The organism is Sphingobium sp. DEHP117 (assembly GCF_030867385.1).
Classification (GTDB): Bacteria; Pseudomonadota; Alphaproteobacteria; order Sphingomonadales; family Sphingomonadaceae; genus Sphingobium.
The window spans coordinates 1,151,336-1,176,942 of sequence record NZ_JAPFBJ010000001.1; the positions used below are offsets into that span (position 1 = coordinate 1,151,336).

The 25,607-nt window shown below is 61.5% G+C and carries 26 protein-coding genes and 1 tRNA gene; 11 read left to right on the forward strand and 16 right to left on the reverse strand.

Annotated elements, in window-relative coordinates; genetic code table 11:
- Positions 1 to 36: 36 nt before the first annotated feature.
- The 7 genes from OOT33_RS05710 to OOT33_RS05740 all read left to right on the forward strand — a co-directional run bounded on the left by OOT33_RS05710 (position 37) and on the right by OOT33_RS05740 (position 6,917).
- Positions 37 to 1,431, forward strand: coding sequence for a protein adenylyltransferase SelO family protein (locus OOT33_RS05710; protein WP_307749031.1), 1,395 nt, complete (start codon positions 37 to 39; stop codon positions 1,429 to 1,431).
- 46 nt (positions 1,432 to 1,477) lie between these two features.
- Positions 1,478 to 2,911, forward strand: coding sequence for a succinylglutamate-semialdehyde dehydrogenase (locus OOT33_RS05715; protein ID WP_307749032.1), 1,434 nt, complete (start codon positions 1,478 to 1,480; stop codon positions 2,909 to 2,911).
- An 85-nt stretch (positions 2,912 to 2,996) separates the two neighbouring features.
- Positions 2,997 to 3,785, forward strand: a complete 789-nt coding sequence (gene cobA, locus OOT33_RS05720; RefSeq protein ID WP_307749319.1) for a uroporphyrinogen-III C-methyltransferase — start codon at positions 2,997 to 2,999, stop codon at positions 3,783 to 3,785.
- Entirely contained in the window at positions 3,782 to 4,078 is a 297-nt protein-coding gene (locus OOT33_RS05725) for a DUF2849 domain-containing protein (RefSeq protein WP_307749033.1), read from the forward strand. The genes cobA and OOT33_RS05725 overlap by 4 nt, the downstream gene beginning before the upstream one ends.
- 1 nt (position 4,079) lies before the next feature.
- On the forward strand, positions 4,080 to 5,711 hold the full coding sequence (locus OOT33_RS05730) for a nitrite/sulfite reductase (protein WP_307749034.1): 1,632 nt from the start codon (positions 4,080 to 4,082) through the stop codon (positions 5,709 to 5,711).
- Entirely contained in the window at positions 5,704 to 6,135 is a 432-nt protein-coding gene (locus tag OOT33_RS05735) for a DUF934 domain-containing protein (protein WP_307749035.1), read from the forward strand. The genes OOT33_RS05730 and OOT33_RS05735 overlap by 8 nt, the downstream gene beginning before the upstream one ends.
- Before the next feature lie 2 nt (positions 6,136 to 6,137).
- Positions 6,138 to 6,917, forward strand: a complete 780-nt coding sequence (locus OOT33_RS05740; protein ID WP_307749036.1) for a phosphoadenylyl-sulfate reductase — start codon at positions 6,138 to 6,140, stop codon at positions 6,915 to 6,917.
- A 188-nt stretch (positions 6,918 to 7,105) separates the two neighbouring features.
- On the opposite strand, the gene OOT33_RS05745 is transcribed toward OOT33_RS05740, so the two are convergent.
- From OOT33_RS05745 to OOT33_RS05785, 10 genes are all read right to left on the reverse strand, one after another.
- The gene (locus OOT33_RS05745) at positions 7,106 to 7,699 is read right to left on the reverse strand and encodes a hypothetical protein (protein WP_307749037.1); all 594 of its coding nucleotides are present in this window, start codon (positions 7,697 to 7,699) and stop codon (positions 7,106 to 7,108) included.
- 76 nt (positions 7,700 to 7,775) lie between these two features.
- Positions 7,776 to 8,150: an HGGxSTG domain-containing protein gene (locus tag OOT33_RS17860; protein ID WP_373690506.1), complete on the reverse strand. Its 375-nt coding sequence runs from the start codon at positions 8,148 to 8,150 to the stop codon at positions 7,776 to 7,778.
- Positions 8,151 to 8,197: 47 nt separating this feature from the next.
- A complete protein-coding gene (locus tag OOT33_RS05750; protein WP_307749038.1) occupies positions 8,198 to 8,491 on the reverse strand; it encodes a hypothetical protein in 294 nt (97 codons plus the stop codon).
- Between the two features lie 144 nt (positions 8,492 to 8,635).
- A complete protein-coding gene (locus OOT33_RS05755; RefSeq protein ID WP_307749039.1) occupies positions 8,636 to 9,847 on the reverse strand; it encodes an AAA family ATPase in 1,212 nt (403 codons plus the stop codon).
- A complete protein-coding gene (locus tag OOT33_RS05760) occupies positions 9,844 to 10,830 on the reverse strand; it encodes a CHC2 zinc finger domain-containing protein (RefSeq protein ID WP_307749040.1) in 987 nt (328 codons plus the stop codon). The genes OOT33_RS05755 and OOT33_RS05760 overlap by 4 nt, the downstream gene beginning before the upstream one ends.
- The gene (locus tag OOT33_RS05765; protein WP_307749042.1) at positions 10,827 to 11,033 is read right to left on the reverse strand and encodes a hypothetical protein; all 207 of its coding nucleotides are present in this window, start codon (positions 11,031 to 11,033) and stop codon (positions 10,827 to 10,829) included. The genes OOT33_RS05760 and OOT33_RS05765 overlap by 4 nt, the downstream gene beginning before the upstream one ends.
- On the reverse strand, positions 11,026 to 11,334 hold the full coding sequence (locus OOT33_RS05770) for a hypothetical protein (protein ID WP_307749043.1): 309 nt from the start codon (positions 11,332 to 11,334) through the stop codon (positions 11,026 to 11,028). Before OOT33_RS05770 ends, OOT33_RS05765 begins: the two co-directional genes overlap by 8 nt.
- Complete coding sequence (locus OOT33_RS05775) at positions 11,327 to 11,509, reverse strand: hypothetical protein (RefSeq protein WP_307749044.1); 183 nt, start codon at positions 11,507 to 11,509, stop codon at positions 11,327 to 11,329. The genes OOT33_RS05770 and OOT33_RS05775 overlap by 8 nt, the downstream gene beginning before the upstream one ends.
- 3 nt (positions 11,510 to 11,512) lie before the next feature.
- Complete coding sequence (locus OOT33_RS05780; protein ID WP_307749045.1) at positions 11,513 to 11,701, reverse strand: helix-turn-helix domain-containing protein; 189 nt, start codon at positions 11,699 to 11,701, stop codon at positions 11,513 to 11,515.
- Positions 11,702 to 11,781: 80 nt separating this feature from the next.
- Positions 11,782 to 13,968, reverse strand: coding sequence for a hypothetical protein (locus tag OOT33_RS05785; protein WP_307749046.1), 2,187 nt, complete (start codon positions 13,966 to 13,968; stop codon positions 11,782 to 11,784).
- 330 nt (positions 13,969 to 14,298) lie between these two features.
- Here OOT33_RS05785 and istA point away from each other — a divergent pair, with 330 nt between their 5' ends.
- Together istA and istB are read left to right on the forward strand one after the other, a co-directional pair.
- Positions 14,299 to 15,813, forward strand: coding sequence for an IS21 family transposase (gene istA, locus OOT33_RS05790; protein WP_041378971.1), 1,515 nt, complete (start codon positions 14,299 to 14,301; stop codon positions 15,811 to 15,813).
- Entirely contained in the window at positions 15,800 to 16,528 is a 729-nt protein-coding gene (gene istB, locus OOT33_RS05795) for an IS21-like element helper ATPase IstB (protein WP_011950403.1), read from the forward strand. Before istA ends, istB begins: the two co-directional genes overlap by 14 nt.
- A gap of 20 nt (positions 16,529 to 16,548) precedes the next feature.
- Here the strand turns inward: istB and OOT33_RS05800 are convergent, their stop codons facing one another.
- The 3 genes from OOT33_RS05800 to OOT33_RS05810 form a co-directional block, all read right to left on the reverse strand.
- Complete coding sequence (locus OOT33_RS05800; protein ID WP_307749047.1) at positions 16,549 to 17,331, reverse strand: hypothetical protein; 783 nt, start codon at positions 17,329 to 17,331, stop codon at positions 16,549 to 16,551.
- Positions 17,332 to 17,427: 96 nt separating this feature from the next.
- Entirely contained in the window at positions 17,428 to 18,657 is a 1,230-nt protein-coding gene (locus OOT33_RS05805) for an integrase arm-type DNA-binding domain-containing protein (protein WP_307749048.1), read from the reverse strand.
- A 189-nt stretch (positions 18,658 to 18,846) separates the two neighbouring features.
- Positions 18,847 to 18,920: transfer RNA gene (locus OOT33_RS05810), tRNA-Gly, on the reverse strand.
- Positions 18,921 to 19,002: 82 nt separating this feature from the next.
- On the opposite strand from OOT33_RS05810, the gene OOT33_RS05815 reads away from it, so the two are divergent.
- Entirely contained in the window at positions 19,003 to 20,199 is a 1,197-nt protein-coding gene (locus OOT33_RS05815; RefSeq protein WP_307749050.1) for a LysR substrate-binding domain-containing protein, read from the forward strand.
- Between the two features lie 201 nt (positions 20,200 to 20,400).
- Positions 20,401 to 22,521 (forward strand): TonB-dependent receptor domain-containing protein, encoded by a 2,121-nt coding sequence (locus OOT33_RS05820; protein ID WP_373690525.1) that lies wholly within the window; start codon positions 20,401 to 20,403, stop codon positions 22,519 to 22,521.
- Here the strand turns inward: OOT33_RS05820 and OOT33_RS05825 are convergent.
- From OOT33_RS05825 to OOT33_RS05835, 3 genes are read right to left on the reverse strand one after another with little or no spacing between them, the layout of a single operon-like run.
- A complete protein-coding gene (locus OOT33_RS05825) occupies positions 22,518 to 22,883 on the reverse strand; it encodes a hypothetical protein (protein ID WP_307749051.1) in 366 nt (121 codons plus the stop codon). The two genes, OOT33_RS05820 and OOT33_RS05825, sit on opposite strands and share 4 nt — an antisense overlap.
- Positions 22,884 to 22,938: 55 nt before the next feature.
- Positions 22,939 to 24,573, reverse strand: coding sequence for an L-aspartate oxidase (nadB, locus tag OOT33_RS05830; protein WP_307749053.1), 1,635 nt, complete (start codon positions 24,571 to 24,573; stop codon positions 22,939 to 22,941).
- Between the two features lie 20 nt (positions 24,574 to 24,593).
- Positions 24,594 to 25,529: an ATP-binding cassette domain-containing protein gene (locus tag OOT33_RS05835; protein ID WP_307749054.1), complete on the reverse strand. Its 936-nt coding sequence runs from the start codon at positions 25,527 to 25,529 to the stop codon at positions 24,594 to 24,596.
- Between the last annotated feature and the right edge of the window lie 78 nt (positions 25,530 to 25,607).

The following is a 25,607-nucleotide window of genomic DNA, read 5'->3' on the forward strand; positions in this document are numbered from 1 at the left end:
CTTGATCCCCGCCTGTGCCGTGCCCCATATTGCCGCATGATCCTGACCCCGCAACCCGCGAAATTCACCCCAGCGCGCGATATTCTCGATGTCCCCTCCCTTGGCGACGCCGTCGCTCCCGCGACTTTCCCCCAGCATATCCTGCGCTATCGCAACGATCGCTGGGCGCAGAGCGTAGGGCTTGGCGAGCTAGGCGATGCGGAGTGGGTCAATCATTTCGGGCGGTTCGCGCCGCTGGCCGGTAGTCTGGAGCGCCCACTCGCCTTGCGTTATCATGGCCATCAGTTCCGCGTCTACAACCCCGACATCGGCGACGGGCGCGGCTTCCTTTTCGCCCAGATGCGCGATCATCTGGGCCGCCTCATGGACCTCGGCACCAAGGGATCGGGCCAGACACCGTACAGCCGCTTTGGCGACGGGCGCCTGACGCTGAAGGGCGGGGTGCGCGAGATACTGGCGACGGAGATGCTGGAGGCGCTGGGCGTGTACACGTCCAGGAGTTTCTCTCTGATCGAGACTGGCGAGGCGCTTGAACGCAATGATGAGCCATCGCCTACCCGCGCCGCAGTGCTGGTGCGGCTGTCGCACTCGCATATTCGCATCGGCAGCTTTCAGCGCGCTGCGACGCTTCACGACGAAGGGCTACTTAAGGCGCTAACCGACTATGCGCTAACGAAGCTGTACGACGCCACGCCAGGCGAAAACCCGGCCGCGCAGTTGCTGGGTCTCGTGGTCGAGCGCACGGCGGACCTCGCCGCGAGCTATATGATCGCGGGCTTCGTGCATGGAGTGCTCAACAGCGACAACATCAACATCACCGGCGAGAGCTTCGACTATGGCCCATGGCGCTTTACCCCGCTGTGGGAACCGGGCTTCACCGCCGCTTATTTCGATCATCAGGGGCTATACGCCTTCGCACGTCAGGCAGAGGCCATTCACTGGGATGTGGCTCAACTCGCACTCTCACTTCGCACGTTGAGCGAAACCGAGCCGCTGGTAGATGCACTCAACCGGTTTCCTGAGCTCTACGCTGCGGCCATGCGGCGGCGCTTTTGCTGGCGGCTGGGGATTGCCGAGGGAGATGCCGACACGACCTCGGCGCTCATCGAAAGCGCTGTGCGTGCAATGATCGAGAGTAAAACGCCGATCGATCGCTTCTTCTTCGACTGGCGCGGAGGAGTACTCCGAACGCCCACCAGTGAGCAGCATTATACAGGTCCGGTGTGGGCGGAGCTCAAGGGAAATGTCGCGTCGTTCGCCAATCCCGCAGCCGCATCCCACATATATTGGCACGGCGAAGCGCCCTGCTCGATGCACATCGACGAGGTAGAAGCGATCTGGGCAGCCATCGACACGCGCGACGACTGGACAATGCTGGAAGCAAAGATCGCACAAATCGCGGACTTACGCGAAGCAATGTCCGGGCCCTGAACCTCCCGCTTTCCTTGCGCCCGGAAATAAGGCATATCGTCCGGTAATGACAGAAAAACTGCAATCCTTTGAGCCTGCTACAGGCACATTACTGTGGGAGGGGTTGCAAGGCGATGTCGATGCGGAGGTGGAGCGCGCTGCGTCCGCATGGCCGCTGTGGGCCGCGCAGCCCGTCACCACGCGTATGGAAGCAATGCGCCGTTTCGCCAACGCCGTGCGCGGGCGCGAGGATGCCCTGTCTGATCTGATCGCGCGCGAAACCGGCAAGCCGCTGTGGGAAGCGCGGATGGAGGTTTCCTCTGTCATCGCGCGGGTGGATATGCACATCTCCACATATTCCGAGCGCACCGGGCAAAAGCGGATGGAAGGGGCTATGAATAGCCGCCAATCAGTCCGCCACAAGCCGCACGGAGTGGTGGCGGTGATCGGCCCCTATAACTTCCCGGCGGATGTGCCGGCTGGTCAGATCATCCCGGCGCTTATCGCGGGCAATGCAGTTGTGTTCAAGCCATCGGAAAAAACGCCAGCGTCCGGCGCGATGCTTGTTGACCTGCTACATGAGGCAGGTGTGCCGCGTGATGCCGTGCGGCTGCTTGTCGGCGGTGCCGAGGTCGGTAAGGTATTGGTCAAACATGAAGGCGTGAATGGCGTGCTGTTTACCGGGTCGGCACGGACCGGCATCGCTATCAACCGCGCGCTGGGCGCATATCCAGAAAAGATCGTCGCCCTCGAAATGGGCGGTAACAACCCGCTCGTGCTGTGGGACACACCGGATTTGGCCGCCGCCGCCGCGATCATCGTGCAGTCCGCCTATGGCACATCTGGTCAACGCTGTACGGCCGCGAGACGGCTGATCGTCAAGGACAGTCTGGCGAGCGGTATCATCTCCGAATTGCGCAAGCTGATTGCGCGCCTGATCGTCGGCCCGCCCCACGCCAACCCCGCACCGTTCATGGGACCTGTGATCGACAATGAGACGGCGGACGGGCTGGGCGAAAGCTTCATGGCGCTGATGAACATGGGCGGACGACCACTGGTGCATCTCGCGCGGCCCGACGAGGCGCGACCCTTTCTCTCGCCTTCGCTAATCGACGTTACCCCAGTTGCCCAACGGCCCGACATCGAGTTGTTCGGCCCTATCCTGCAGCTCGTCCGCGTGGCGGATTTCGATGCGGCGATCCGCGAGGCAAATGCCACCCGCTATGGGCTATCCGCCGCGCTCGTCGGCGGATCACCCCAGCATTATGAACAGTTCTGGCGGCATGTACGCGCCGGGATGATTAACTGGAACGGGCCGACCTTCGGTATCGGCGGCTCAGCGCCGTTCGGCGGAGTCGGCGTCTCTGGCAACCACCGTCCGGGTGGCGGCTATGCGGCCGACTTTTGCGCCTATCCGGTGACGTCGTCAGAGGCGGAGCAACCGCGCGCCAGCATCGGCATAGGCCTAGCGCCCATCGACACCAGCGCCATGGGCGACTGACGCGGCGACACCGCATAGTTTTGCTTGGCGGGGCGAAAATCATTTTGCGTTGCGAAAAATGGGTCACAGCCCCATTTCCCCGAACATGGCCGAAGCTCCATCCTCTTCTGAACGCGGGACGGTGTATCTCGTGGGTGCGGGTCCGGGCGATCCGGAGCTGCTGACGCTGCGCGCCGCGCGGCTGATCGGCTCTGCGACATTGATCGTTCATGATGGGCTGGTTGATGACACGATTCTGGCGCTCGCCCCCGAAGGCGTAGAGCTCATCTCCGTTGCCAAGAGCCGGGCGCGCCACACATTGCCGCAGGAAGAGATCAACGCACTTTTGGTGCGCGAGGCACTGGCCGGGCGTGATGTGGTGCGCCTGAAGGGCGGCGACCCATTCATTTTCGGTCGCGGCGGCGAGGAGATGGACGCCTGTGTAGCGGCCGGCGTGGCGGTAGAGGTAGTCCCGGGCGTCAGCGCAGCCATTGGTTGCGCGGCCGAGGCGAGGCTTCCCCTCACGCATCGGGGGGTGTCAAGCGCCGTCACTTTCGTTGCGGGACAATGCAAAGGGTTGGCCGAGCAGAACTGGGCTGGTCTTGCCGGGAAAGACCGCACGCTCGTCATCTATATGGGCGTCGCGTCTGCCGCCACCATCGCCGAAAAGCTGATGGCAGACGGGCTGTCCCCGGACATTCCCATCGCAGTTCTGGAAAAGGGGACGCGGGCGGATAGCCGGGTGCTGCGCGCGCGCCTGGCGGAACTGGCTGGCGTCATTGCGCGCGAACGGGTAGTGAGCCCGGCGCTTATTGTCATCGGTGAGGTGGCGGGCAGGGCCGAGGAACAATCGCTCCGGTCGATAGCCGACGGGGCAAGGGAGAAAGCAGCGTGAAGATTTTAACGGCGAACGATCTCGCGACCGGCGATGTCGTGTGGTGGGCAGGCGATGGCTGGAGTCGCCTGTTGGCGCAAGCGGTGGATACCGCCTCAGAGGGTGATGCTATCGGCAAGCGCGAGGAAGCTGCGCGCCATGTGGTCAGCGCCTATGTCGTGGATGCCGAAATGACCGCTGACGGCCCCCGCCCCGCCCATATCAAGGAGCGTATTCGTGGCCTCGGCCCCACCGTCCGTCCGGATCTGACCCTGAAGCCCGAAGCGGGCGACCTTACAGCGTGGGTGATTTAAGATGTATCAGTATGACAATTACGATCAGGCCATGGTCGACGCCCGCGTGGCGGAATTCCGCGATCAGGTGAGCCGCCGTCTGGAGGGCAAGCTGACCGAGGAACAGTTCCGCCCCCTGCGCCTGATGAACGGCCTCTATCTTCAGCTTCATGCCTATATGCTGCGTGTCGCGGTACCCTATGGCACGCTCTCCGGCCGCCAGATGCGCATGCTCGGGCATATCGCCCGCAAATATGACCGCGGCTATGGCCATTTCACCACGCGGCAGAACATCCAGTACAACTGGATCAAGCTTTCCGACGCCCCGGATATTCTTGCTGACCTGGCGAGTGTCGAGATGCACGCTATCCAGACCTCGGGCAATTGCATTCGCAACATCAGTTCGGATCAATATGCCGGCGTAGCGGCAGACGAGGTGGCTGACCCACGCCCCTGGGCCGAACTGATGCGCCAATGGTCGAGCTTTCACCCGGAATTCAGCTACCTTCCTCGCAAGTTCAAGATCGCGGTGATCGCGTCGCCGGAAGACCGCGCGGCCATGCGTCTGCACGATATTGGGCTGGAGCTGGTGAAGCGCGACGGTGTTATCGGCGCCCGCGTGTTCGTGGGCGGGGGCATGGGTCGTACGCCGATGGTCGCTCCGGAGGTCAATCCGTTCGTCACCGAGGACGAGATCATCGCCTATGTCGAGGCCTGCCTGCGCGTCTACAACCGCTACGGCCGCCGCGACAACAAGTACAAGGCGCGGATCAAGATCCTCGTGCATGAGCTGGGCGTCGAGGAATATCGCCGTCAGGTGGCGGAAGAATTCGCCCACATGAAGGCGCTCGGCCTCAACCCGCCGCGCGAGGAGCTGGCGCGCATTGCCGCCTATTTCGCCGATCCTGCTTATGAGGGTGGCTTGCCAGATGCTCTCGACCGGTCGGACCCGGACTTCGCCTTGTGGGTCGACCGCAATGTCGCCACGCACAAGCAGCCGGGCTATGCGATCGTCAACATCAGCCTGAAGCCGATCGGTGGCATCCCCGGCGATGCGTCCGCTGATCAGATCGAGTTGATGGCCGATCTGGCCGAGCGTTACTCGATGGACGAGTTGCGCGTGACCCACGCGCAGAACATCGTGCTGCCCTATGTGAGGAAGGCGGAGCTGTATGCGCTTTGGCAGGAACTGCATGCAGCTGGCCTCGGTGAACCGAATCTCGATCTGGTGACGGACATCATTGCCTGCCCGGGCCTCGATTACTGCAGCCTCGCCAACGCCCGCTCCATCCCGGTCGCGCAGAAGATCGCTCAGCGTTTTGCGGGTAATGGTAAGGATGCGCACATCGGCGAGCTGAAGCTCAAGATTTCGGGCTGCATCAACGCCTGCGGCCACCACCATGCGGGCCACATCGGTATCCTGGGCGTCGACCGAAAGGGCACGGAGAATTACCAGCTGCTGCTCGGCGGATCGGGCGCGGAAGATTGCTCGCTGGGCACGATCACCGGCCCCGGCTTTGATGAGAACGGCATTGTCGATGCTGTCGAAAAGGCGACCGACCTTTACCTGCGTGAGCGGGCGGAGGGCGAGCGTTTTCTCGATACCTATCGCCGACTTGGCATGGCCCCGTTCAAAGAGGCGATTTATGGCTGATTTCCTTTCTTTTCGTACTGACGAAGCTTCGCAGGAGCCGGTTGTCACCCTCGAGTCTTTCGGTGATCAATCGAACGCCACTGCCGTACGGATCGAGCCAAGCGAGGACGCGCGCGCGCTGTTGCCCTTCCTCGATCGCATCTCGCTGGTCGAAGTCAGTTTCCCCGCCTACACCGATGGGCGGGGCTACAGCGCGGCGCGCATCCTGCGTGAGGCGGGCTATGAAGGCGAGCTGCGCGCGGTTGGTGACGTACTGGTCGACCAGATTGCCTATATGCGCCGCTGTGGGTTCGACAGCTTCAAGCCCAATGCGCCGCTGGACGATGCCGACGTAGAAGCTGCAATCGCCCGTTATCCGGATGTTTATCAGAAGACCATCGATGGCCGCACGCCCATTTGGGCAAAGCGGCATGAAAGCGCCTGAAAATGAACGCCCCTGCCCGCCAGCTTGACGTTATCGACGCCCGCCCTGCCTTCACGCAGGCCGACGCGGATGCACTGAACGCGCGCTTCGAAGGCGTGGATACGCTCGCCATGCTGCGCGCGCTGTTCGCGGAAAAGCTGCTGGGCGAGGTGGCCGTGGTCTCGTCGTTCGGCACGGAGAGCGCTGTTCTGCTTCATCTCGTTGCGCAGGCGGACAAGAGCGTGCCCGTGATCTTCGTCGATACGCTCAAAATGTTTCCGGAGACGCTGGACTATCGCGAGACGCTGATGCGCACATTCGGGTTCACCGACAGCAGGGTGGTTACGCCGAATCCCGAGGTGCTCGCTGCAAAGGACGTCAACGGCCTGCGCTGGTCCTACGACCCGGACGGCTGCTGCGACATCCGCAAGGTCGAGCCGCTTGCCCGCGCAAAACAGGGGCTGGACAGCTGGATCTCCGGTCGCAAGGCATTCCAGTCCGTCACCCGCCAGAACCTCCCTCGGTTCGAAATCGAGGACGGTCGGCTGAAGGTCAACCCGCTGGGTGACTGGACCAAGGATGACCTCGAAGCTTATTTCACAGAGCATGACCTGCCCCGCCACCCGCTGGAGGCTCAGGGCTATCTCTCCATCGGCTGCGAGCCGTGCACGTCCAAGGTTCTGCCGGGCGAGGATCCGCGCGCAGGGCGCTGGCGCGGGTGGGACAAGGTGGAATGCGGGATCCACACCGCCTCCACCCCGCTGGCGGACCCGGACGATCCGGCCAATATGCCGGTGTTCTGAGCGGTGGCTCAAGCCTTTGCCTGATTGATGGTAATGAACAGGAAATTGGAGCGGTAGCGGGAATCGAAAACCTGCCAGAAAATAAAGATATTCCGGGAATTATTTACCTGCAGTTTCGCAGGATACCCCCAATCATACCCCCAAATGCGCTGGATAGGGGCGGACGGGGGTGAACTTTTAGATGCGCGCTAGTCCGGGTCGACCTTGGAGGTTGGTACCCTTTCCTTTCGTTTTTCCATCAAGCGATTGTGCCCAATCTCCAGCAATGAAACTGCGAGCAAAAATGGAAACCACCATGCCGCTGCCAGTGCAAACCGGCCGAATCTTTCCCATGCATCCGCATCTGGGCCAATGCCCGTGAATATCTGTATGCCGATCATGAAATAGCAGGCGAGCGGGATCGACCAGAGAAACCCGGCCTTTGGGAAATACCAAGCAAATCGGTGTTCATGAAAACTCTTTTCCGCTGTATAGCCGCCGACAACGACCCAAATCACAAATAGCCATACAAGCCAATCGGGGATACCGAAGCCATCACTTGTGCCGATCAAGAATGCAGGCATTTGCCCCATGATGGCCGCGATAATGAAAAAGATGGCTAAGCATCCCCATTGAGTAAAGATCTCTTTGGTAGCGGCCCACAGGTCCAGCATGGTCACTTCCGCCATAACTTCTCGCAAGCGAGCTTCACGATCTATTGCCACTGCTCTGTCCCCTTTTACCAATTCGACGGTTTCGACCATTTCAGGCATACCGTAAAGGCGCAAGCGATGAAGCCGCACAATCCCCCTCAGCTATCGAGTCCACGCCGACTCGCGCGTGCGTATTGCGCGAAACAATCCCTGTACTTTTTCAACTCTATGAGTTCCCGCGTTTCAGGCGATCCAATTTAAGGTTTTCTATAGCCCTTGCGCGGCCCTCGGGCGTGCGCGGACCCGTGGATGCGCCACCGTGGAATTTGCATCGCCCATTGGCGCAAAGCGTTGTGGAACGGCAGTGCGTCCCGTCCTTTTTCTTCGCACCACAGGTGAGTCCTCGAAGATAGCGCGGGCAGCTTCTAACATATCTGCCAGCCGCCTGTGCCACGCTCGCCTCGGCCCACCATTGCCGAAATAGCTGTCTTTTGCTTTCATCCGGGAGTGTTGCTGCACACACCGCCCACTGACGCTCTGCCTCGGCGGCCCGATGGAGCAATGCCAGTGCATCGGCCACGCCCTTATAGTGCCTGCCCATTTCTGTCTCCCTTCGCGCGCGTGGGCGTATGGCATGGCAAAATTACCCTAATCATGTAGCCCCCGGCAAATATCGTATGAATAGCCCTCGCTACAGGTGCAAGGCAGCCTTGCTGTTCGCGCAGCTTCCGCCATTCCCTTCGGATCGCGCGCTATCGCCTCGACCATCACACGAAGCCAAGCCGGTTCACTCAATCCCTGTTCGGCATTTCGGACAGCCGCATAACCAATCCCATACCGATCAGCGAAAGCCCGCTGCGATAGTTTGAGCCTGCGGAAACGTAATCGAAACAGGTGGAGCGCAAAACCTTGCTTGCCAAAGTCTGGATCAAACACTGCCATTGTCACGCTCCCACCACCCCGCACCTCAAATTCATGCCCTCCACGTCCGCACCGTACCCCGCACCCCTATACAGGTGCGGTGCGGGATACCGGCGGCCCGTACTTTCCGCACGTCGGCTCCCGCACTTTTGAAGGTGCGGATTGTCATGACTGCACCACGCGACCGACGACCACAAAAGGGCGCTCATCCGAATTGCCATCCTTGCGCCGCTCGATGCCAAGCACACCATTTGCAATCCATTCCTTGAGAATGATCTTGATGCGCGCCTGATCGGCCCTGCTGTCCGCATTAAGGTTCAGCACCTGTGCGACGGCATGACCAGCCCATTTAGCCGCCTGCACATTTTGCTTCCACTCACCATCGGCAATGAGCGCTTGCACCTGAGCGATATGGGCGGGCGTCACATTGTCGAACGGATCGGGCGGGGTCCATGTTTCAGCAACCGCCACACTGTCCCCGTTGCCGATGCTGTTTTGCGGGCCGTTGCCCAGATCGACAGATGCCAGCCGATACCAGTCCGCCTTTTCGGCTGGAGCGCGATTGTGCTTATCGTCCTGCACCGAAATATAGCGGCGGCGTTCATCGGCAGGAATGCCCAGCCGGTCCGCCTGATCCGGCTCCATGCGGTTGATAACAAGAGTGCTGCGCGCCGCATTGATGAGCGCCACGGCACCCCGCGCTGACAGGGCTGTTACCTCGGCTGATCCTGCCTTGCTGGTATGATGCACCAGCACAATGCAGCAATTGGCATCCTTTGCCACGCGCGCCCATGCCTTTGCAATCTTGTCGATCTTGCTGTTGGCATTTTCCTCGACCTCATGGCTGGAAACGAACGGATCGACGATCAGCACATCTATGCCCCGCCCGATCAGTTCATCCTTGAGCGCCTGATAAACGGGAGCGAGCAAAACGAATTTGCCCTCATGCTCGATCGCTGTGCACAGTCCCGCGCCCTCCATTGCGCTATCGACGAACAGTCTGCCTTCGATGTCGGATCGTGCGATGTCATGATGGATGGTGGCCGCCTGTATCGAGCGGGCCAGTTCGTCCAGATCGTCCTCAAGGTTCCACAGCCATACGCGCTTCGGACCTTCCCACACAGCTTTGCCGAGCAAGCTCTGTCCGGTTGCCATCGCGAGCGCCGTTCCCGCAACGAGCGTGGATTTGCCAACACCGCCCGGCGCGACGATGCAGGCGACAGTACCGCGCAGAAACCAGCGGCCATAAACCCAAGGGCGCATGGGGATGGTGGCTGGATCGCGCCACTGATAAAGGGTCGCGCTGATGGAAACTCTATCCTCGGCAACGGCAATGGGAGCATTTTCCAGTCTCTCGGCCAATGACAGCGCGTTCATGAGCGCACCCCCATCAGTTCCGCATTGAAGTCCTTATACCCGTCCAGCGGGCGAATAATCCGCACCGTGAGGCCGCGAGCCGTGAACGCGCTGGCGGCCTTGTTCGCTGCGACCGTCCCCGCTTCATCATTGTCTTCACCGATGACGATCGACCGGACACAATCGGGAAACTGCATCGACGGCAACATGCTCGCGCCAGCCGCCACCCAGACCGGGCCGCCAAGTTCCTGGGCCAGTGTCAAGCCATCCTCCAGCCCTTCGCAGACGGTAAGGGTCGCGCTCTCATCCAGTGCGCCCAGCCGGATCGCTCCGCCCGCTATCTTGCCCAGAGACAGCTTCGGCTTCGTCATCGCCGCCTTACTGGCCCCATTTTGACTCAGGAACGTGCGCTGGAGTCCGATCAGGCTATCTTGGCTGTCAGATACCTTTGCGACAAGCGTGGGCCTCTGCGGCCCCTTTCCCGGCGAAATATGGGCATATCGAATGGAGGGAGGAATTGGGCTGATAATACCGCGCGAACGGAGATAGGTTTCTGCCAGTGTGCCTGTTGCGGGAATCGCCTGCTCCCATAGTGCTTGCGCCTCCGCTGTGCGGGACGCTTCGCGCGTGCGCGCGGAATGCGCAACCGGCACGGATATGACCGGCAATTGCCCACCTTCCAGCAGTTCGGCTACCTCGACAAGCCCAACGCCATGAATACGCTGCACATAATCCAGAACGTCGCCGTGGAAGCATCCCGCGAAGCAATGCCCTTTCCAATGGCCGCTTTTGCCGTCCAGATAGATCGTGAAGGACGGCGAGCGATCAGGATGAAAGGGGCAGCACCCCTTCCACTCATCCCCAGCGCGTTGGAGCTTAACCCCTGCCGCCACGATGGACGGCAAGGGATTGGCGCGCCGGATAGCGTCCAGATCGAGCTTCTGGCGCTTGGGCAGTTGCGAGGCATAACGCTCCGCAAACGTCGTGAACGGATTGGCTGTCATGGCAGCGCCTCCGTCTCATCGACGACGACCCAGCCGGTTGCCTTGCTCTTTTCCCCAGCATAGTGTCGCGCGGCTTCCGCGTTCCTGAAAAACTCGGTCGGATAGTCGATCCGGCGCGGGAGAATTTCGACATAGCTGCGCCTGCCGAATACAGGATCAGGCCGCACAAAGATCGTGGGATGGAGCGGGACATTATCAGCCATTGGCCCGCCCTCCTTCGCTGCGCGGGCGGGCATGATCGGGGATCACCCAGACAATCGCCCGCTTGCCGCTGGGGTTGAACCGGGTGCGACCGGAATCGACAACGCGATCCTTGCTCACCAGTTCAGATATGCGCGGCTGGATGCTCCAGCGGTCACGTCCTGACGCTGCGACGACCTCCAGTGCTGTCATGCCGCGTTCGCCCGCCTCATGGATAAGACGATAAGCGATGGCCCGCAGTGTGTCGGAAATGGGCGCAATAGCCGCATAGGCTTCGGAGCTTGTGCGCGTGTGTCTACCCATGCACCCCTCCATTGAAGGCGAGCGCGGCGATCACCGCTGCCAGTTCTGGGCGGACGCAGTGCGCCAGCATCAGGAATTGAGTTTGGTAGTGGTAAAGGCTAGAAGGCTTCAACGCTGTGCCGACCAAGCTTGCGTCAAAGCCCTTTCCAGCAATGGAAGGGGTTTTGTTTTTCATGGCTCATGACTCCCCCGCAATGAGGGCATGAAGGCTTTCGGCGGGGATGAGCGTGCGCCCACCTACGCGAACCGCCTTTAAACGGTTGGCGGAAATATGGGCGTATAAGGTCGTCCTGCCCAAGCTGGAGGCGGCACAAGCCTCCTTGATGCTGTAGGCGATCTTTTGTGGATCATGCTTGATGGTCTGCATTGGTTTACCTCGGTTTGATTGGAACCGAGAACCATTTCAGGCATCCATTGCCCACGATAAACAGCCACGAAAATCGGTGATCAACTTAATTTTGTGGCCCTCTCCGATTTGTATCGGCGATGGCGCTCGCGTATGCGATTCTCTATTGTTCCTTTCGAAGCGGGATCAGCCTTCGGATATTTCTTACGATACCATCCGGCCAAATATGCAGCCTCGTCGGCAAGTGTCTCCAATGCTTCGCTAGCTCCGCATCGTCGCTCGTGCTCCTCGCAATAAAGATTGTATCCCTTAGCCGGGCGTCCGGGATCGCCGGTGCGCAGAACTTCTATAGACGAATCGGCCATTACCAACTGACTCGAATCGCTTTCATATGCAGCGACATGGATCGAATACAATGTCGCCTCACCCTCTAGTTCTGCCCAAGCTGCGCCCGGCTGGCCAAAGCCCCAGCTCTTGATTGTATAAGCGCGAAAGATGTCAGCCGGAACCTTGGTGAAAGGTGCGACTTTGCTGCCAGCCCGCGCCCATATCTCGCATTGGCCTTCGTGAATTGCGCTGTAAAATTCGCTTTTGAGCCATTCCTGAAGGCTTGCGGCTGTTGCATAAGCACCCACAGCGCGCGCATATTGGTCAGGCAGTATCCAGAACGAACGGAAAAGCTCATTGCGCGCATTGGCATCATTGCGAATCCTGTCATGCAGCGCAGTAAGCAACACGTCGTAATAGGAAACCTTTTGGGTGCGACCATCCTCACCGCGCTTCGCAAGCCACTCGATAATTATTGCACCGTCCAATTCATCGATTCGAACTGAATAGAGGGGTTCGTGGCGACCATTTCCAGATGCTCCTTCATCCGCAAATTGATGCATTCTCTCTATTGTGTGACCTGGGCCAAACATTCCGCGATCATATGTCGCTCGAAATTTGAGCGGTCCTTGCCACAACTGTAGCCAGCCCGGCTCAGGAGAGGAAAACTTCACCTGATCGGTTTTGGAATGTTGAACTAAGGGCGCGGCCAGATCAGGTTGCCTACAAGAATCTTCTGCCAGCCATTCGGCTATTGCATCATTGATCCGTTGTTTGTGTTCGTTTGTTAGCGAATCAAAATATTCCCTGATCCGGCCATCGACCCGATACCGACCACTAGGATTGGTGATTATCGATGACACCTCTTGTTGGAACTGCTCCAGACAGGAAATAGCGCCGTCGCGTAGTGAACCGTAAATGCTCTCAGGAGCATTCATCGTGCGCGCTCTGTCAAGCAAATCAAGAACCGGACTTAGGGCGGCTTCCAACAACATTCGAATATGCGCTGAGCTTAGAAAATGACCCGCCAAACTGGCTTTTGAATTTGCCAGATCGCGCTGATGGTCAAATTCTCGCTTCGCGGCCTGATTCCAGTGTCCAAGGAGATTTTTCCATCTGTTCCACTCTGGCGGCCATGTCTGTTCGACCTGCTCCTTATTCACCAATAAGCTCCAATATCTCTCCTTGAATCCATAGGTCGAATAGGGGTCGCGCATGGTATGGTCGTGGCCAAACCAGTAGTCGTTTGTAATCAAGTGGGAGAATTTGTGATCCTCCCAATATTCGGGTTTGATGCGCGTCCAAATCTCGCTGGGATGGCCTGCCGGTTTGGGTGGCGGAAGCTCCGCCTTTCCAAAGATTGTTATACGCTCATCCAAGGCCGCCTGCCGTAACGCTATCTGCGTCCGCAAAAAGCAGCCATGCTCGTCATCATCATCAATGATGGAGCGGATATACTCTACCGCCTTCCATATTGGCCAGTCATAGCTACGACCGTCTAGGTTCGGGTAATCCGTAGTGGTATTGATTATGTCGTCAGTGAGTAGCTTGGAAGCGTGCGGAACAACGAGAAAAGCGCGGGCTTTGTCGCTGGCAATTTGAGCCAGCAATCCTTCCCACTCGCTCACCAGAAAATACAGTTTATCGGCCCGCAGTCCATCTTCGCCGTCAAAAGCCCTCTTCGCCCATCCCGGCCCTGCAACTTCCAAATTACCTTGGTCAGTCTCACGCCACACTGTAATTTTTGAACCACCGATGAAGCCTGCCAATTCCTCGTGCGCTCGCTCTTGGCATCGGCGCATTTCCTCTCTGCACTGATCCCTAACATGTGGCTGCACGCTTCGCGGATCGCTGCCAAGCGGTCTGGAGTCCATAGTGTCTAAGCCAGCATCAATGGCGTAGTGCTGGCGCAGATGATCCCGCGCAATATTCAGACGAATATGTTGCCCTTGGCTACTCAATAACCGCCTCCCTAGCGGCTCCCATGAATGAGCGGGGAAGCGCGTGGGATGCGCGCTTGTCGGCTGGCCTGCCTATCCCCGCCTGAAAGATGGGCGTTTATTTCCAACAATTCAATTCCGCGCAGCCATCAGACCGGACTACCGGGTTGACGCTGGAATTTCGCGGTGCCGATGTGAATTTCGCCGGTATCCGCAGACCTGATCGGCTGGCCTGTAACTGTGGATCGGCGTGCAAAAAGGACCCCGTTAGCGGGGTGATCGGCGTCTAAAAGGGACCCCTCATTTCGATGGTTTAAGCAGCCGGCTGGATTTTCAGGCGGCGAGATCGGGATGTTGATTTTGGAGACAGTGGTTCGGATTCGGCGCGAGTATGCCGGCGGCAAGGCGATCAAGGCGATCGCGCGGGATTTGCATGTGTCGCGGAAGGTGATCCGCAAGGCGATCCGGGCGCCGGAAGGCGCATTCGACTATCAGCGCAAGGTTCAGCCACTGCCTAGGATCGGGCCGTTTCAGGATCGCCTGAACACACTGCTGGAAGAGAACGAGGTGCGCGGCAGGCGCGAGCGACTGCGGATGACGCGGATACATGATCTGCTGGAGCGCGAAGGTTTTGAGGGTTCCTACGATGCCGTTCGGCGCTACGCGGCGCGCTGGAAGGCCGACCGGCGCAAGGATGCCGGCGATGGTGTCACCGCCTTCATCCCGCTGATGTTCAAGCCGGGCGAGGCCTACCAGTTCGACTGGAGCCATGAGGATGTGGAGATCGCCGGCAAGCCGATGCGCGTGAAGGTTGCGCATATGCGGCTGTGTGCATCGCGGGCGGTCTATGTCCGGGCCTATCCGCGCGAGAGTCAGGAGATGCTGTTCGACGCGCATGCGCGCGGCTTTGCTTTCTTCGGCGGCGTGCCGGGCCGCGGCATCTACGATAATATGAAGACGGCGGTGACGAGCGTGTTCACGGGGAAGGAGCGGGTCTTCAACCGGCGGTTCCTGATCATGACCGACCATTATATGGTCGAGCCCACCGCCTGCTCGCCGGCGGCGGGATGGGAGAAGGGCCAGGTCGAGAACCAGGTGCAGACGATCCGGGGCCGCTTCTTCCAACCCCGGTTGCGGTTCGCCAGCCTCGACGAGCTCAATGGCTGGCTGGAGGCCGAGTGCCAGCGCTGGGCGGAACGACAGGCACACCCGGAACAGGGCGAGCTGACCGTGGCGCAGGCGCTGGAGATCGAGCGATCGGCACTGCAGCCGATGCTGGGACCGTTCGACGGCTTTAACGAGAGCGAGCATGCGGTGACGGGCACCTGCCTGATCAGCTTCGATCGCAACCGCTACTCGGTTCTCTCGACGGTGGCGCGGCGGACGGTGCAGGTCCGGGCCTATGCCGACCGCATTGTCGTGCGCTGCGGCGAGGAGGTTGTCGCCGAGCATCCCCGCTACTTCGGGCGCAACCGCACGATCTATGACCCCTGGCATTATCTGCCGGTACTGGCCCGCAAGCCCGGAGCGCTGCGGAACGGCGCGCCCTTCCAGGACTGGGATCTGCCGCCGGCGCTGGCGCGCCTGCGCCGCAAGCTTGGCAATGGCGACGATGCCGACCGCCGGTTCGTCCGTGTGCTGTCGGCCGTGCTGACCGATGGTCTGGAGCCGGTCGAAGCGGCCGTCCGCGAGGCATTGGCGACCGGCACGGCGAGCGACGACCTGATCCTCAACATCCTGGCGCGGCGCCGCGAACCGCCGCGACCGCTCACCATCATCACCTCCGAAGACAGCGCCTTGCGCCATCCGCCGATCGCCGACTGCGCCCGTTACGACCAGCTGAGGACCTTCGATGCAGCGGCATGACATGATCGAGGCGATGCGCGGGCTTGGGCTCAAGGGCATGGCGGGCGCGTTCGACGATGCGGTCACCACCGGCCTTCAGCGCCAGCGCACCACGATGGAGATACTGACCGACCTTCTGCGCGCGGAAGCAACACATCGCCATGCTGCCTCGATCCGATACCGGATGGCGGCCGCCCGGCTGCCGGTCGTGAAGGATATCGATGCGTTCCGGTTCGAGGGCACGCCGATCAACGAGGGGCTGGTGCGTTCGCTGCACAGTGGCGCGTTCCTGCCCGCTCGGCGCAACATCGTCCTGGTCGGCGGCACGGGCACCGGCAAAACCCACCTGGCCATCGCCATCGCCGCCAATGTCGTTCGCTCGGGTGCGCGAGGCCGCTACTTCAACACCGTCGATCTGGTGACCCGCCTCGAAGAGGAGGCCAGGATCGGCAAGAGCGGCGCTCTCGCCGCCCAGCTATCCCGCCTCGACCTGATCGTGCTCGACGAACTGGGATATCTGCCGTTCGCCCGCTCGGGCGGCCAGTTGCTGTTCCACCTGATCAGCAAGCTCTACGAGCAGACCAGCGTCATCATCACCACCAACCTCGCGTTCGGCGAATGGCCCACCGTGTTCGGCGATCCCAAGATGACCACCGCGCTCCTTGATCGCGTCACCCACCATTGCGACATCGTCGAGACCGGCAATGACAGCTGGCGCTTCAAAAACCGCAGCTGATCGCCCCCACCGACCTCCGATTAAAAGATGCTTTGCGCTGCGCGCGCCTCCGGTCGGGCTCCGCCCTCCCTACGCCGCGCGCAGCGCAAAGGCGCGTGTCCGATCAACCTTGCGCCATCGTGAAAGGGGGTCCCTTTTGCGCGCCGATAGGGGGTCCCGTTTGCACGCCGATTGACACCTGTAACGAATGATGACATGAGGTTGCTGAAACCCAGATCGACGCGGCGGTCCGTGAATATGTTATGCTCCGCGCTGACGACCGGGAGCATAGGCACATCGTCCGGCATCTGCTCGCGCTCGCCATCATCGACATCGCCCGGCCCCATATTCCAGTTGGCCTCAGTGATGCCCATGACGGGACCGGAGGTCACACGGTCATCGCCAGCAAGGCAGCAATCTTCCTCCGCATCAAAGCCCTGCGGGTCATCCTCTATCGACGTGTCAGCGTCACTGTCCTCATCATCCTCATGCAGAGGGCCATCCGGTCCGGCTACTCCGGGATTGAGCTTGTGAGCGCCGCGCGTGTGAAACTCGGTCCATGATGTATCAGCTTCATCGCCAGCCGGTTCGCAGTCATCGGGCAGATGCTCTCGCGCAACGGCCCGCACATCCTCCGGCCAGTTCGAGCCTTCCGCATCGGTGTCGCCATCCATCACGTCCATCAGGTCGATTGCGATGGACACAAAGGCCGCAAGTTTGCCCCTGTCATGCCGCGCCAGTATCCTTGCGACGGCTGGCATGGGCGGGAATGTCCCCGGAAGGGTGACGGGACGCGATTCAACCTCTATTGGATTCGTAGCCATGATTGCACCTCCGTTGTGCATTGTGGTTAGACCCGGCCGAGTGGTACCAGCACCCAGCCGGGTCGCTTCATCGGGCGTGTATGCCCGGTGAACTTGTCATCGACGCTTCGCCTTGATGGGGATCACGTCAGCACCCTTGCGGAGCTGATCGAGATAATCGCTCCACCATTGCGCCATTTCGACCCGCTCTTTCCAATGTGCGCCACGATGATAAGCGGCTCGCACCTTGTCATCATCGGCATGCGCAAGCGCGCGTTCAATCGCATCCGGGTGCCACTTCCCGGATTCGTTCAACAGTGTGGAAGCCATCGCGCGGAAGCCGTGGGCAGTCATTTCGTCGCTGGCATACCCCAGCCGCCGCAGCCCGGCATTGATCGTGTTCTCGCTCATCGGCCGGGTACGTGTGCGGATTGAGGGAAACACATAGCCGGTCGGGCCACTTGCTTGCTGCACCTCCTTGAAAAGGTCCACGGCCTGCCGGGATAGCGGGACGACATGAGATTTGCGCATTTTCATCTTCTCGGCCGGGATCGTCCACAGCCCGGCATCCAGATCAATTTCGCTCCATTCTGCATGGCGCAGCTCGCCCGGCCGGACAAAAACATGCGGGGCAATCTGCATCGCTATCTTGGTAAGCCCCTGCCCTTCATAGCCATCTATGGCGCGCAAAAGCTCGCCCACGCTCTTGGCATCGGTAATGGCCCCATAATGCGTAACCTTGGGCGCTGTTAGTGCACCTCGCAGATCGCGCGTAGGATCAGACCCCAGTCGCGCAGTCGCCACAGCATAGCGAAAGACCATGCTGGCGAGTTGCAGGGTGCGCCGCGCGCTTTCCAGATTGCCCTTGCCCTCAATCTTGCGGACAGCCGCCAACACGTCCGCAGGCTCAATCTCAATGATCGGCAAACGACCTATGCCGGGTGCCAGCAGCGATAACAGATATTCGCTCCGGGTAGCAGTAGCGGGCGACCAGCCCTTTTCACCATCCCGCTTGCGCTTGTTGCAATATTCCTTGGCGATGGCGGCGAATGTATCCGCCGATTCCAGCCGTGACCGGGCCTTGGCCTTCTGCTTTTCACGCGAAGGGTCTTTACCCTCGGCAATCAAGGCCCGCGCCTCATCGCGCCGCTTGCGGGCGTCGCTCAGGCCGATCTCAGGATAAGACCCAATCGCCAGCAGCTTCTCGCGCCCATCTATCCTGTATTTGAGCCGCCAGAGCTTGCCACCTGCCGGGGTCACATAAAGGAACAAACCGCCACCGTCCGCCATTTTGGCTGGCTTCGCGGCTGGCTTGGCGTTTCTGATCGCAATATCCGAAAGCGGCATTTCCTGTCTCCACATACCCCCATGCGTGGGGGTATCGAATTGACCGCTTTCAACATACCCCGAAATAATACCCCCACAGCGGGGTGACTGCTCTTGAACGGGAATGAACACAAGCGGCCTGTTATCCGCAGAAATAGAGCATTTCTCTGGCAAAGGCCAGACATATGCGAACGTCGATGAACAGGAAATTGGAGCGGGTAGCGGGAATCGAACCCGCCTAGCTAGCTTGGAAGGCTAGAGCATTACCACTATGCTATACCCGCTCATCGGCTGGGCCGCCCTTGCCACGGCCGGGACGGGTTCGTCAACATCGGATACGGCGATTGCTCTCAAGATTGACGGAAAATGCTGGTCGCGTTTGCGGATGATCGATTGCGCTTTACGCTCTTCCCCCGCTTCGCCTATCGTGCCGCGATGAATGGTCCGTTAGCGCAGCAGTTCGATGTGTTCGCCCACTTGGTGGCGACCGGCAACATCGCTGCTTGCTCCGATGCGCTGGATCTTCCTGCCGCCACTGTGATCGAGACGATGAACGCGCTGGAGGACCTGGTCGGCTTCCAGATCTTCAGCGTGGAGGAAGGCGGGGTCGAGCTGACGGATGCGGGCCGCAAGGTCGTCGCTGCACTGGGCACCGTCGAGCTGGATGGCTCGGGAGACTGGACCGAGGCCCTGATAGTGCCGCGCGAGGTGGACGCCGCCGCCCCGGCGCTCGATCCGGAGCCGAGAGAGGTACCGCCCACCCGGGTGCCGGAGATCGAAACGGTGGCATATGAACAGCTGGACGAGGAGGCGCCGGTTAGCCCAAAGCATTTCCGGCCGCATCGTCCGCTTTCGATAGCGCCGCTGGAGGATGAGCCGGATGCTCCGCCCAGGAACGACCAGCAGGAGCGGCGCGCGCCGCCTGCCTCCCCTGCACCGCAAACTTCGATGCAGACGATCACCCTCGCCTCTCACCCGGCGATCTTCAGCCATTTCCAGGAGGCGTTGCTCGCGTTCGAGGAGGCGAGCCCGGACATCGGCATTACGCTGATGCTGGAGAGCATCGACGAGGATCAGGCGGCGCGGCTGTTTTACGAGGGCACGGCGGACATCGCTTATTATTACGCGCTGGCGGAGGGGCGGAGCTTCCCGAGCCGCTATGCCTGGAGCGAGCGCATCTCGATCTTTGTGAGCGCGGATCATCCGCTGGCGGCCGAGGAGGCGCTGGGCGCGCGGGAGATCGCGGCGCTGCCTTATGCGGCGCTGGGGCATGGCAACCTCTCCCGCATGCTGGCCGAGGAGGCACTGAGGGACAGCGGGCTTGCCCTGCCCGCTCCGGAGCTGGAGACGGACGACCTCTACGCCATCATGAAGCACCTCAAGGAGGGCACGGCGTGCTTCCCCGCCTTCGGGCCGATGGCGCGGGACTTCGGGAAGATGCGGGGGATCGCCAGGCTGGCCTATGCCTCCGGGCTACCGCAGATTCAGGTGCGGCAGGCGATCCGCCCGGCACTGGCGCAGGACCCGGCGGTGCAGGCGCTGGCGGAGTTTCTGTTCCGCTGAATTAAGCAGTTTTCCATGGCATTTTCCACGTGGAAAGCGGTTCCGCATTTTGCAATTGATATGTTATATCATTCACGGTAGAGCGCAAGCGTCGAACGCACACCCCCTGCTGACCCCCCTGCCGGAGCCTGCCCTGTGACCAAACCCTCCCGCCGCCTCTACCCTGTGACCAAACCCTCCCGCCGTCTTCGCCCCGTGACTATAGCCGCCCGCCGCCCCTCCCCAGTTCTCCTCGCTTCGGCTGCCGCGATCCTCTTTGCACCGGCTGCGGCCCATGCGCAGACGCAGAGCCGGGCAGGCGACCCGAGCTATCATGACCGTGCGCCGCAGGACATCGTGGTAACCGCCCTCGTCAACCGCAGCCTTGGCGACACGCTGGGCGGCGTCTCGGTCGTCTCCGGCGAAACGCTCGCCCGCGAATTGCGCGGCACGATCGGCGAGACGCTGTCCCGCCAACCGGGCGTTTCCGCCACCAGCTTTGGCCCCAGCGCCTCGCGCCCCGTGCTGCGCGGCCTTCAGGGCGAGCGCGTGCGCGTGTTGACCGACGGCATCGGCAGCTTCGACGTTTCCAACACTTCCGTGGACCATGCCGTTGCGATCAACCCGCTAACCGCACAGCGGATCGAGGTGGTGCGCGGCCCTGCCGCCCTGCTCTATGGATCAAGCGCGATCGGCGGCGTAGTGAACGTCGTCGATGCACGCATTCCGCACAAGATCCCCGACGAAGCCGTCCATATCGAAGGCATCGGTACTTATGGCAGCGCGGCAGACGAGCGCACGCTTTCGGGCAAGGCGGAAGCGCCGCTGGGGGGAGGCTTTGTCGCGCATGTTGACGGCAGCTGGAGCAAGAGCGGTAACTTAAGCACCGGCGGCTTTATCCTCACCCCGGCTTTGCGCGCCGAAGCCATTGCGAGCGGCGACCCGGACATCGCAGAGCTCGCGACAGTGAAGGGCAAGCTGCCCAACAGCGCGGCGGAAAGCTGGGAGGTGGCGGGCGCGCTCGCCTACATCGGCGAGGGCGGCGACATCGGCTTTTCCGTCAACCATATCGACAACAGATATGGCGTGCCGATCCGCTATGCGCTGGTGCCCGGCGAGGAAGCCGAGGCGGTGAGCATCCACATGAAACAGGACCGCGCCGACCTGCGCGCCGAACTGCACGCCAATGGCGCGATTGTGGACCGCATCCGCCTGCGCGCGGGCTATGCCGACTATAGACATGCCGAGATCGAGGAAGACGGGACTGTCGGCACGCGCTTCTTCGCCAAGGGCATGGAAGGGCGCGCGGAACTGGTGCAAACGAAACGCGGCGGCTGGGATGGCGTGAGCGGCTTTCAGATCCTCAACCGGGATTTCCACGTGATCGGCGACGAGAAATTCCTGCCCAAGAACAGCACGACGCAGTTCGGCCTGTTCACCCTGCAATCGCTGGACATGGGCAAGCTGCGCGTCGAGGGCGGCGCGCGCTATGAACATGCGCGGGTGAGCGCGGCGGAGGATGCGGACCTGGGCGTGCTGGCGCAGGGGCGCAGCTTTGATGCGCTGTCTTTCTCGGCAGGGGCGAGCGTGGAGGCGGTGCCGGGCTGGCGGCTGGGGGTGAGCGCAGTGCGCAGCGAGCGCGCCCCGGCGGCAGAGGAGCTGTTCGCGCGCGGGCCGCATGCGGGCACGCAGACGTTCGAGCTGGGCGATCCCGGCTTCGGTAAGGAAAAGAGCTGGGGCGTGGAAGGCAGCTTGCGCGGCGCGGGCGCGGGCTATGCGGTTTCGCTCAACGCCTATCACAACTGGTTTGACGGCTATATTTACGACTCCGTGGCGGACGACACCGTGTGCCTCGCCGCAACTGGCCTCTCCGCCATCGAGTTTCCCTGCTTTGCCTTTAGCCAGGCCGATGCGCGAACCTATGGGTTCGAGGCGGAGGCGAGCGTGACGGCGGCGCGCTGGGGCGAGACGGCGCTGACGCTCGACGGTTCGGCGGATTATGTGCGCGCGACGATCAAAGGCGCAGGCCCTGCCCCGCGCATCCCGCCGCTGCGCGTGATGGGCGGCGCGGAGCTGGGCGATGAGGCATGGACGGTGCGCGCCGAGGCGGAACACAGCTTTGCGCAGAAGCGGGTCAACGCGCGCGAGACTGAGACCGGCGCGTTCACGCTGGTCAATGCGTCGGTCAGCTGGCGGCCGATCCCGGATAACCGCGCGACCAGTATTACGCTATCGGCCAATAATATCTTCGACGTGACCGCGCGGCGGCACGCGAGCTATTTGAAAGACTATGCGCCGCTCGCCGGGCGGGATGTGAGGGTGACGGCGCGGTTGGGATTCTAGGGCTGCTGCCGCTTTGCCCGACGCACCATCGCCCGCAAAATCTGGCCCCTGCTCTTCGGCTTATGCGGCTCGATGTCCAGAAGTCGATGTCCGGCCAGGGTCATGACGACCTGCTCGGCGCGCATATAACCTTCGGACCATTTTTCATCATGGTGCCGGGAGAGGGATTTTATCTCCTCTTCCAGCGCCTTGACTATATTCGCGTGCACACGGTCCGCCACCCATTTGGCAGATCCCCGACGATGCGTTGCGAAATGGCCCGCGATCTTTTCGATATGTTCAGCGGTGACGGGCGGTCCCAGATCCATCGCGAGATTATTTGCCGCGATCCGATCCACGCTCCAGATATCCGAATCGCTCATGCCCATCCCTCCGGGCGGAAGAGTAGGGCCGCGCCCGCTTATTTTACAAACATAATCAAGGCGCCAGCACGGTATCTTCTGCCTTGGGCAGCATCTCCGGATAGTCCAGCGTGTAGTGCAGGCCCCGGCTTTCGTGCCGTTTCAGCGCCGAGCGGATGATGAGGCGGGCGACGTCGACGAGGTTGCGCAGTTCGATCAGGTCTGGCGTCACGCGGAAATTGCCGTAATATTCGTCCACCTCCGAGGCCAGCAGGTCTATACGGTGCTTGGCGCGCTCCAGCCGCTTGGTGGTGCGCACGATGCCGACATAGTCCCACATGAAGCGGCGGATTTCCTTCCAGTTGTGCTGGACGATCACTTCCTCGTCGCTGTCCGTCACGCGGCTTTCGTCCCACGGTTTAATCGCGGGGGGCGCGGGCAGCTCGTCCCAGTGCGCGCGGATATGTCTGGCCGCCGCCTCGCCGAACACGAAGCATTCGAGCAGGCTGTTGGACGCGAGGCGATTGGCGCCGTGCAGGCCGCTTTCGCTCACCTCGCCTGCTGCATAGAGGCCGGGCAGGTCTGTGCGCCCATCGAGGTCTATGATCACGCCGCCGCAGGTATAATGCTGGGCGGGGACGACCGGGATCGGCTCTTTCGTGATGTCGATGTCAAGATCCAGCAGGCGCGCATAGATCGTGGGGAAATGCTCCTTCACGAAGGCTTCGCCCTTGTGGCTGATATCGAGGTGGACATAATCGAGGCCGAGGCGCTTGATCTCGTGGTCGATGGCGCGGGCCACCACATCGCGCGGGGCGAGTTCGCCGCGCTTGTCGTGCCGGTCCATGAAGCGCTTGCCGCCATTGGGCGCGCCGGGGGGCAGCTTCAGCAAGCCGCCCTCACCGCGCACGGCCTCGGTGATGAGGAAGTTCTTGACCTCCAAGTTATAGAGGCAGGTGGGGTGGAACTGGTTCATCTCCATGTTGGAGACGCGGCAGCCCGCGCGCCATGCCATCGCGATACCATCGCCGGTCGCGCCGCGCGGGGCGGTGGAAAAGAGATAGGCGCGCCCTGCCCCGCCGGTGGCCAGGATGGTGGCGCGGCCGATGAAGGCGTCGACATGCTTGGTCTTGCGGTTGAAGGCGTAGACTCCCCAGACATGCCCATCGCCCGAGTAACGCTCGGCATGGCGGGAGGTGATGAGGTCCACCGCCACCATGTCTGGCATCAGGGTGATGTTGGGATTGGCCTCAGCCGCTTTCACCAGCGCCTGCTGCACGGCGGCGCCGGTGGCATCGTCGACATGGACGATGCGGCGGTGGGAATGGCCGCCCTCGCGTGTGAGGTGCCAGCGCTCGCCGAAGGCCGCGCCGCCCCTGTCTTCACTGGCGTTACCTTCGCTGGCGTTGAAGGGCACGCCGAGCGCGGCGAGGCGCTCTATCGCGGCGGGGGCTTCGGACACGACGAACTCGACCGTGGCGCGGTCATTCAGCCCTCCGCCCGCGATCATCGTATCCTCGACATGGCTTTCGAAGCTGTCACCCGCATCGAGCACCGCCGCGATGCCGCCCTGCGCCCAGTTGGTCGACCCGCCATCCAATGCGCCCTTGGCGAGCACCAGCACGCGCTTGTCCTGCGCGAGGTTGATCGCGGCGGTCAGCCCGGCAGCGCCCGAGCCGATGATGATGACGTCATAGGGACGGATGGTCATGACCGCTTACCGTCTCGTGCTCAAGCCGCATCGGCCGTGAGGTTCAGGAACACGTCCTCCAGATCCGGCTCACGCGTGGCGACGTCGGCTATGCCGAAGCCGGAGGCCTGCACGGCGTCGAGCACCTGGCCCGCATTGGCGCGGTCCTTGCGGTAGCTGATGCTCAGCACCCGATCGCCGGTTTTCTCGACCTTGTCGAAGCTCGGGTGCGCGGGGAGCGTGGCGATGTCCCGGTCTACCGTCACCATCACGATCTTTTCCTGCGCCATGTCCACCAGCTCGCGCGTCGGCTTGTCGGCGATCAGGCGGCCATGATTGATGATGGCGATGCGGTCGCACAGCTGCTCGGCCTCTTCGAGATAGTGCGTGGTGAGCACGATGGTGACGCCCTGCGCGTTCAACTCACGCACATAGTCCCACAATTGCTGGCGCAGCATGATGTCCACCCCCGCCGTCGGTTCATCGAGCACGAGGATAGGCGGGGAATGCACCATCGCCTTCGCCACCATCAGGCGCCGCTTCATGCCGCCCGAGAGGGTGCGGGCATAGGCATGCGCCTTGTCTTCCAGATGCACGGCGCGCAGCAGCTCCATCGAGATGCGCTCGGATTTGGGCACGCCATAGAAGCCCGCCTGATTTTCGAGTGTCTCGAACGGGGTGAAGAACGGATCGAACAGGATTTCCTGATTGACGATACCGATGCTGTTCTTGGAATTGCGGGGGTTCGCATCGATGTCGAAGCCCCAGACGCGGGCGCTGCCCGATGTTTTCGTCACCAGCCCGGCGAGGATGTTGATGAGCGTCGATTTGCCCGCGCCGTTGGGGCCAAGCAGGCCGAAAATGCGGCCGCGCGGGATGTTGAGGCTCACGTCGTCGAGCGCCTTCTTGCCGCCCGCATAGACCTTGGTCAGCTGCGCGATCTCTATGGCGTTCTGCGCGGAATTAATGTCTGTCATCCCCGCGTCATAGCGACGATTGCGGCGTGCGCAAACGGCATATTGAACCGATTACCCGCCGATGCTAAGGCGCGGGTC

Coding starts and splice junctions, on each gene's coding strand:
- OOT33_RS05815 (WP_307749050.1), top strand. CDS start 19,003: ATGCTGGTCGCGTTTGCGGATGATCGATTGCGCTTTACGCTCTTCCCC.
- OOT33_RS05750 (WP_307749038.1), bottom strand. CDS start 8,491: ATGGCAGTGTTTGATCCAGACTTTGGCAAGCAAGGTTTTGCGCTCCAC.
- OOT33_RS05760 (WP_307749040.1), bottom strand. CDS start 10,830: ATGACAGCCAATCCGTTCACGACGTTTGCGGAGCGTTATGCCTCGCAA.
- OOT33_RS05730 (WP_307749034.1), top strand. CDS start 4,080: ATGTATCAGTATGACAATTACGATCAGGCCATGGTCGACGCCCGCGTG.
- OOT33_RS05805 (WP_307749048.1), bottom strand. CDS start 18,657: ATGCCGCTTTCGGATATTGCGATCAGAAACGCCAAGCCAGCCGCGAAG.
- istA (WP_041378971.1), top strand. CDS start 14,299: ATGTTGATTTTGGAGACAGTGGTTCGGATTCGGCGCGAGTATGCCGGC.
- OOT33_RS05835 (WP_307749054.1), bottom strand. CDS start 25,529: ATGACAGACATTAATTCCGCGCAGAACGCCATAGAGATCGCGCAGCTG.
- OOT33_RS05770 (WP_307749043.1), bottom strand. CDS start 11,334: ATGGGTAGACACACGCGCACAAGCTCCGAAGCCTATGCGGCTATTGCG.
- OOT33_RS05715 (WP_307749032.1), top strand. CDS start 1,478: ATGACAGAAAAACTGCAATCCTTTGAGCCTGCTACAGGCACATTACTG.
- OOT33_RS05825 (WP_307749051.1), bottom strand. CDS start 22,883: ATGAGCGATTCGGATATCTGGAGCGTGGATCGGATCGCGGCAAATAAT.
- nadB (WP_307749053.1), bottom strand. CDS start 24,573: ATGACCATCCGTCCCTATGACGTCATCATCATCGGCTCGGGCGCTGCC.
- OOT33_RS05780 (WP_307749045.1), bottom strand. CDS start 11,701: ATGCAGACCATCAAGCATGATCCACAAAAGATCGCCTACAGCATCAAG.
- cobA (WP_307749319.1), top strand. CDS start 2,997: ATGGCCGAAGCTCCATCCTCTTCTGAACGCGGGACGGTGTATCTCGTG.
- OOT33_RS05710 (WP_307749031.1), top strand. CDS start 37: ATGATCCTGACCCCGCAACCCGCGAAATTCACCCCAGCGCGCGATATT.
- OOT33_RS05765 (WP_307749042.1), bottom strand. CDS start 11,033: ATGGCTGATAATGTCCCGCTCCATCCCACGATCTTTGTGCGGCCTGAT.
- OOT33_RS05740 (WP_307749036.1), top strand. CDS start 6,138: ATGAACGCCCCTGCCCGCCAGCTTGACGTTATCGACGCCCGCCCTGCC.
- istB (WP_011950403.1), top strand. CDS start 15,800: ATGCAGCGGCATGACATGATCGAGGCGATGCGCGGGCTTGGGCTCAAG.
- OOT33_RS05755 (WP_307749039.1), bottom strand. CDS start 9,847: ATGAACGCGCTGTCATTGGCCGAGAGACTGGAAAATGCTCCCATTGCC.
- OOT33_RS05735 (WP_307749035.1), top strand. CDS start 5,704: ATGGCTGATTTCCTTTCTTTTCGTACTGACGAAGCTTCGCAGGAGCCG.
- OOT33_RS17860 (WP_373690506.1), bottom strand. CDS start 8,150: ATGGGCAGGCACTATAAGGGCGTGGCCGATGCACTGGCATTGCTCCAT.
- OOT33_RS05800 (WP_307749047.1), bottom strand. CDS start 17,331: ATGGCTACGAATCCAATAGAGGTTGAATCGCGTCCCGTCACCCTTCCG.
- OOT33_RS05775 (WP_307749044.1), bottom strand. CDS start 11,509: ATGAAAAACAAAACCCCTTCCATTGCTGGAAAGGGCTTTGACGCAAGC.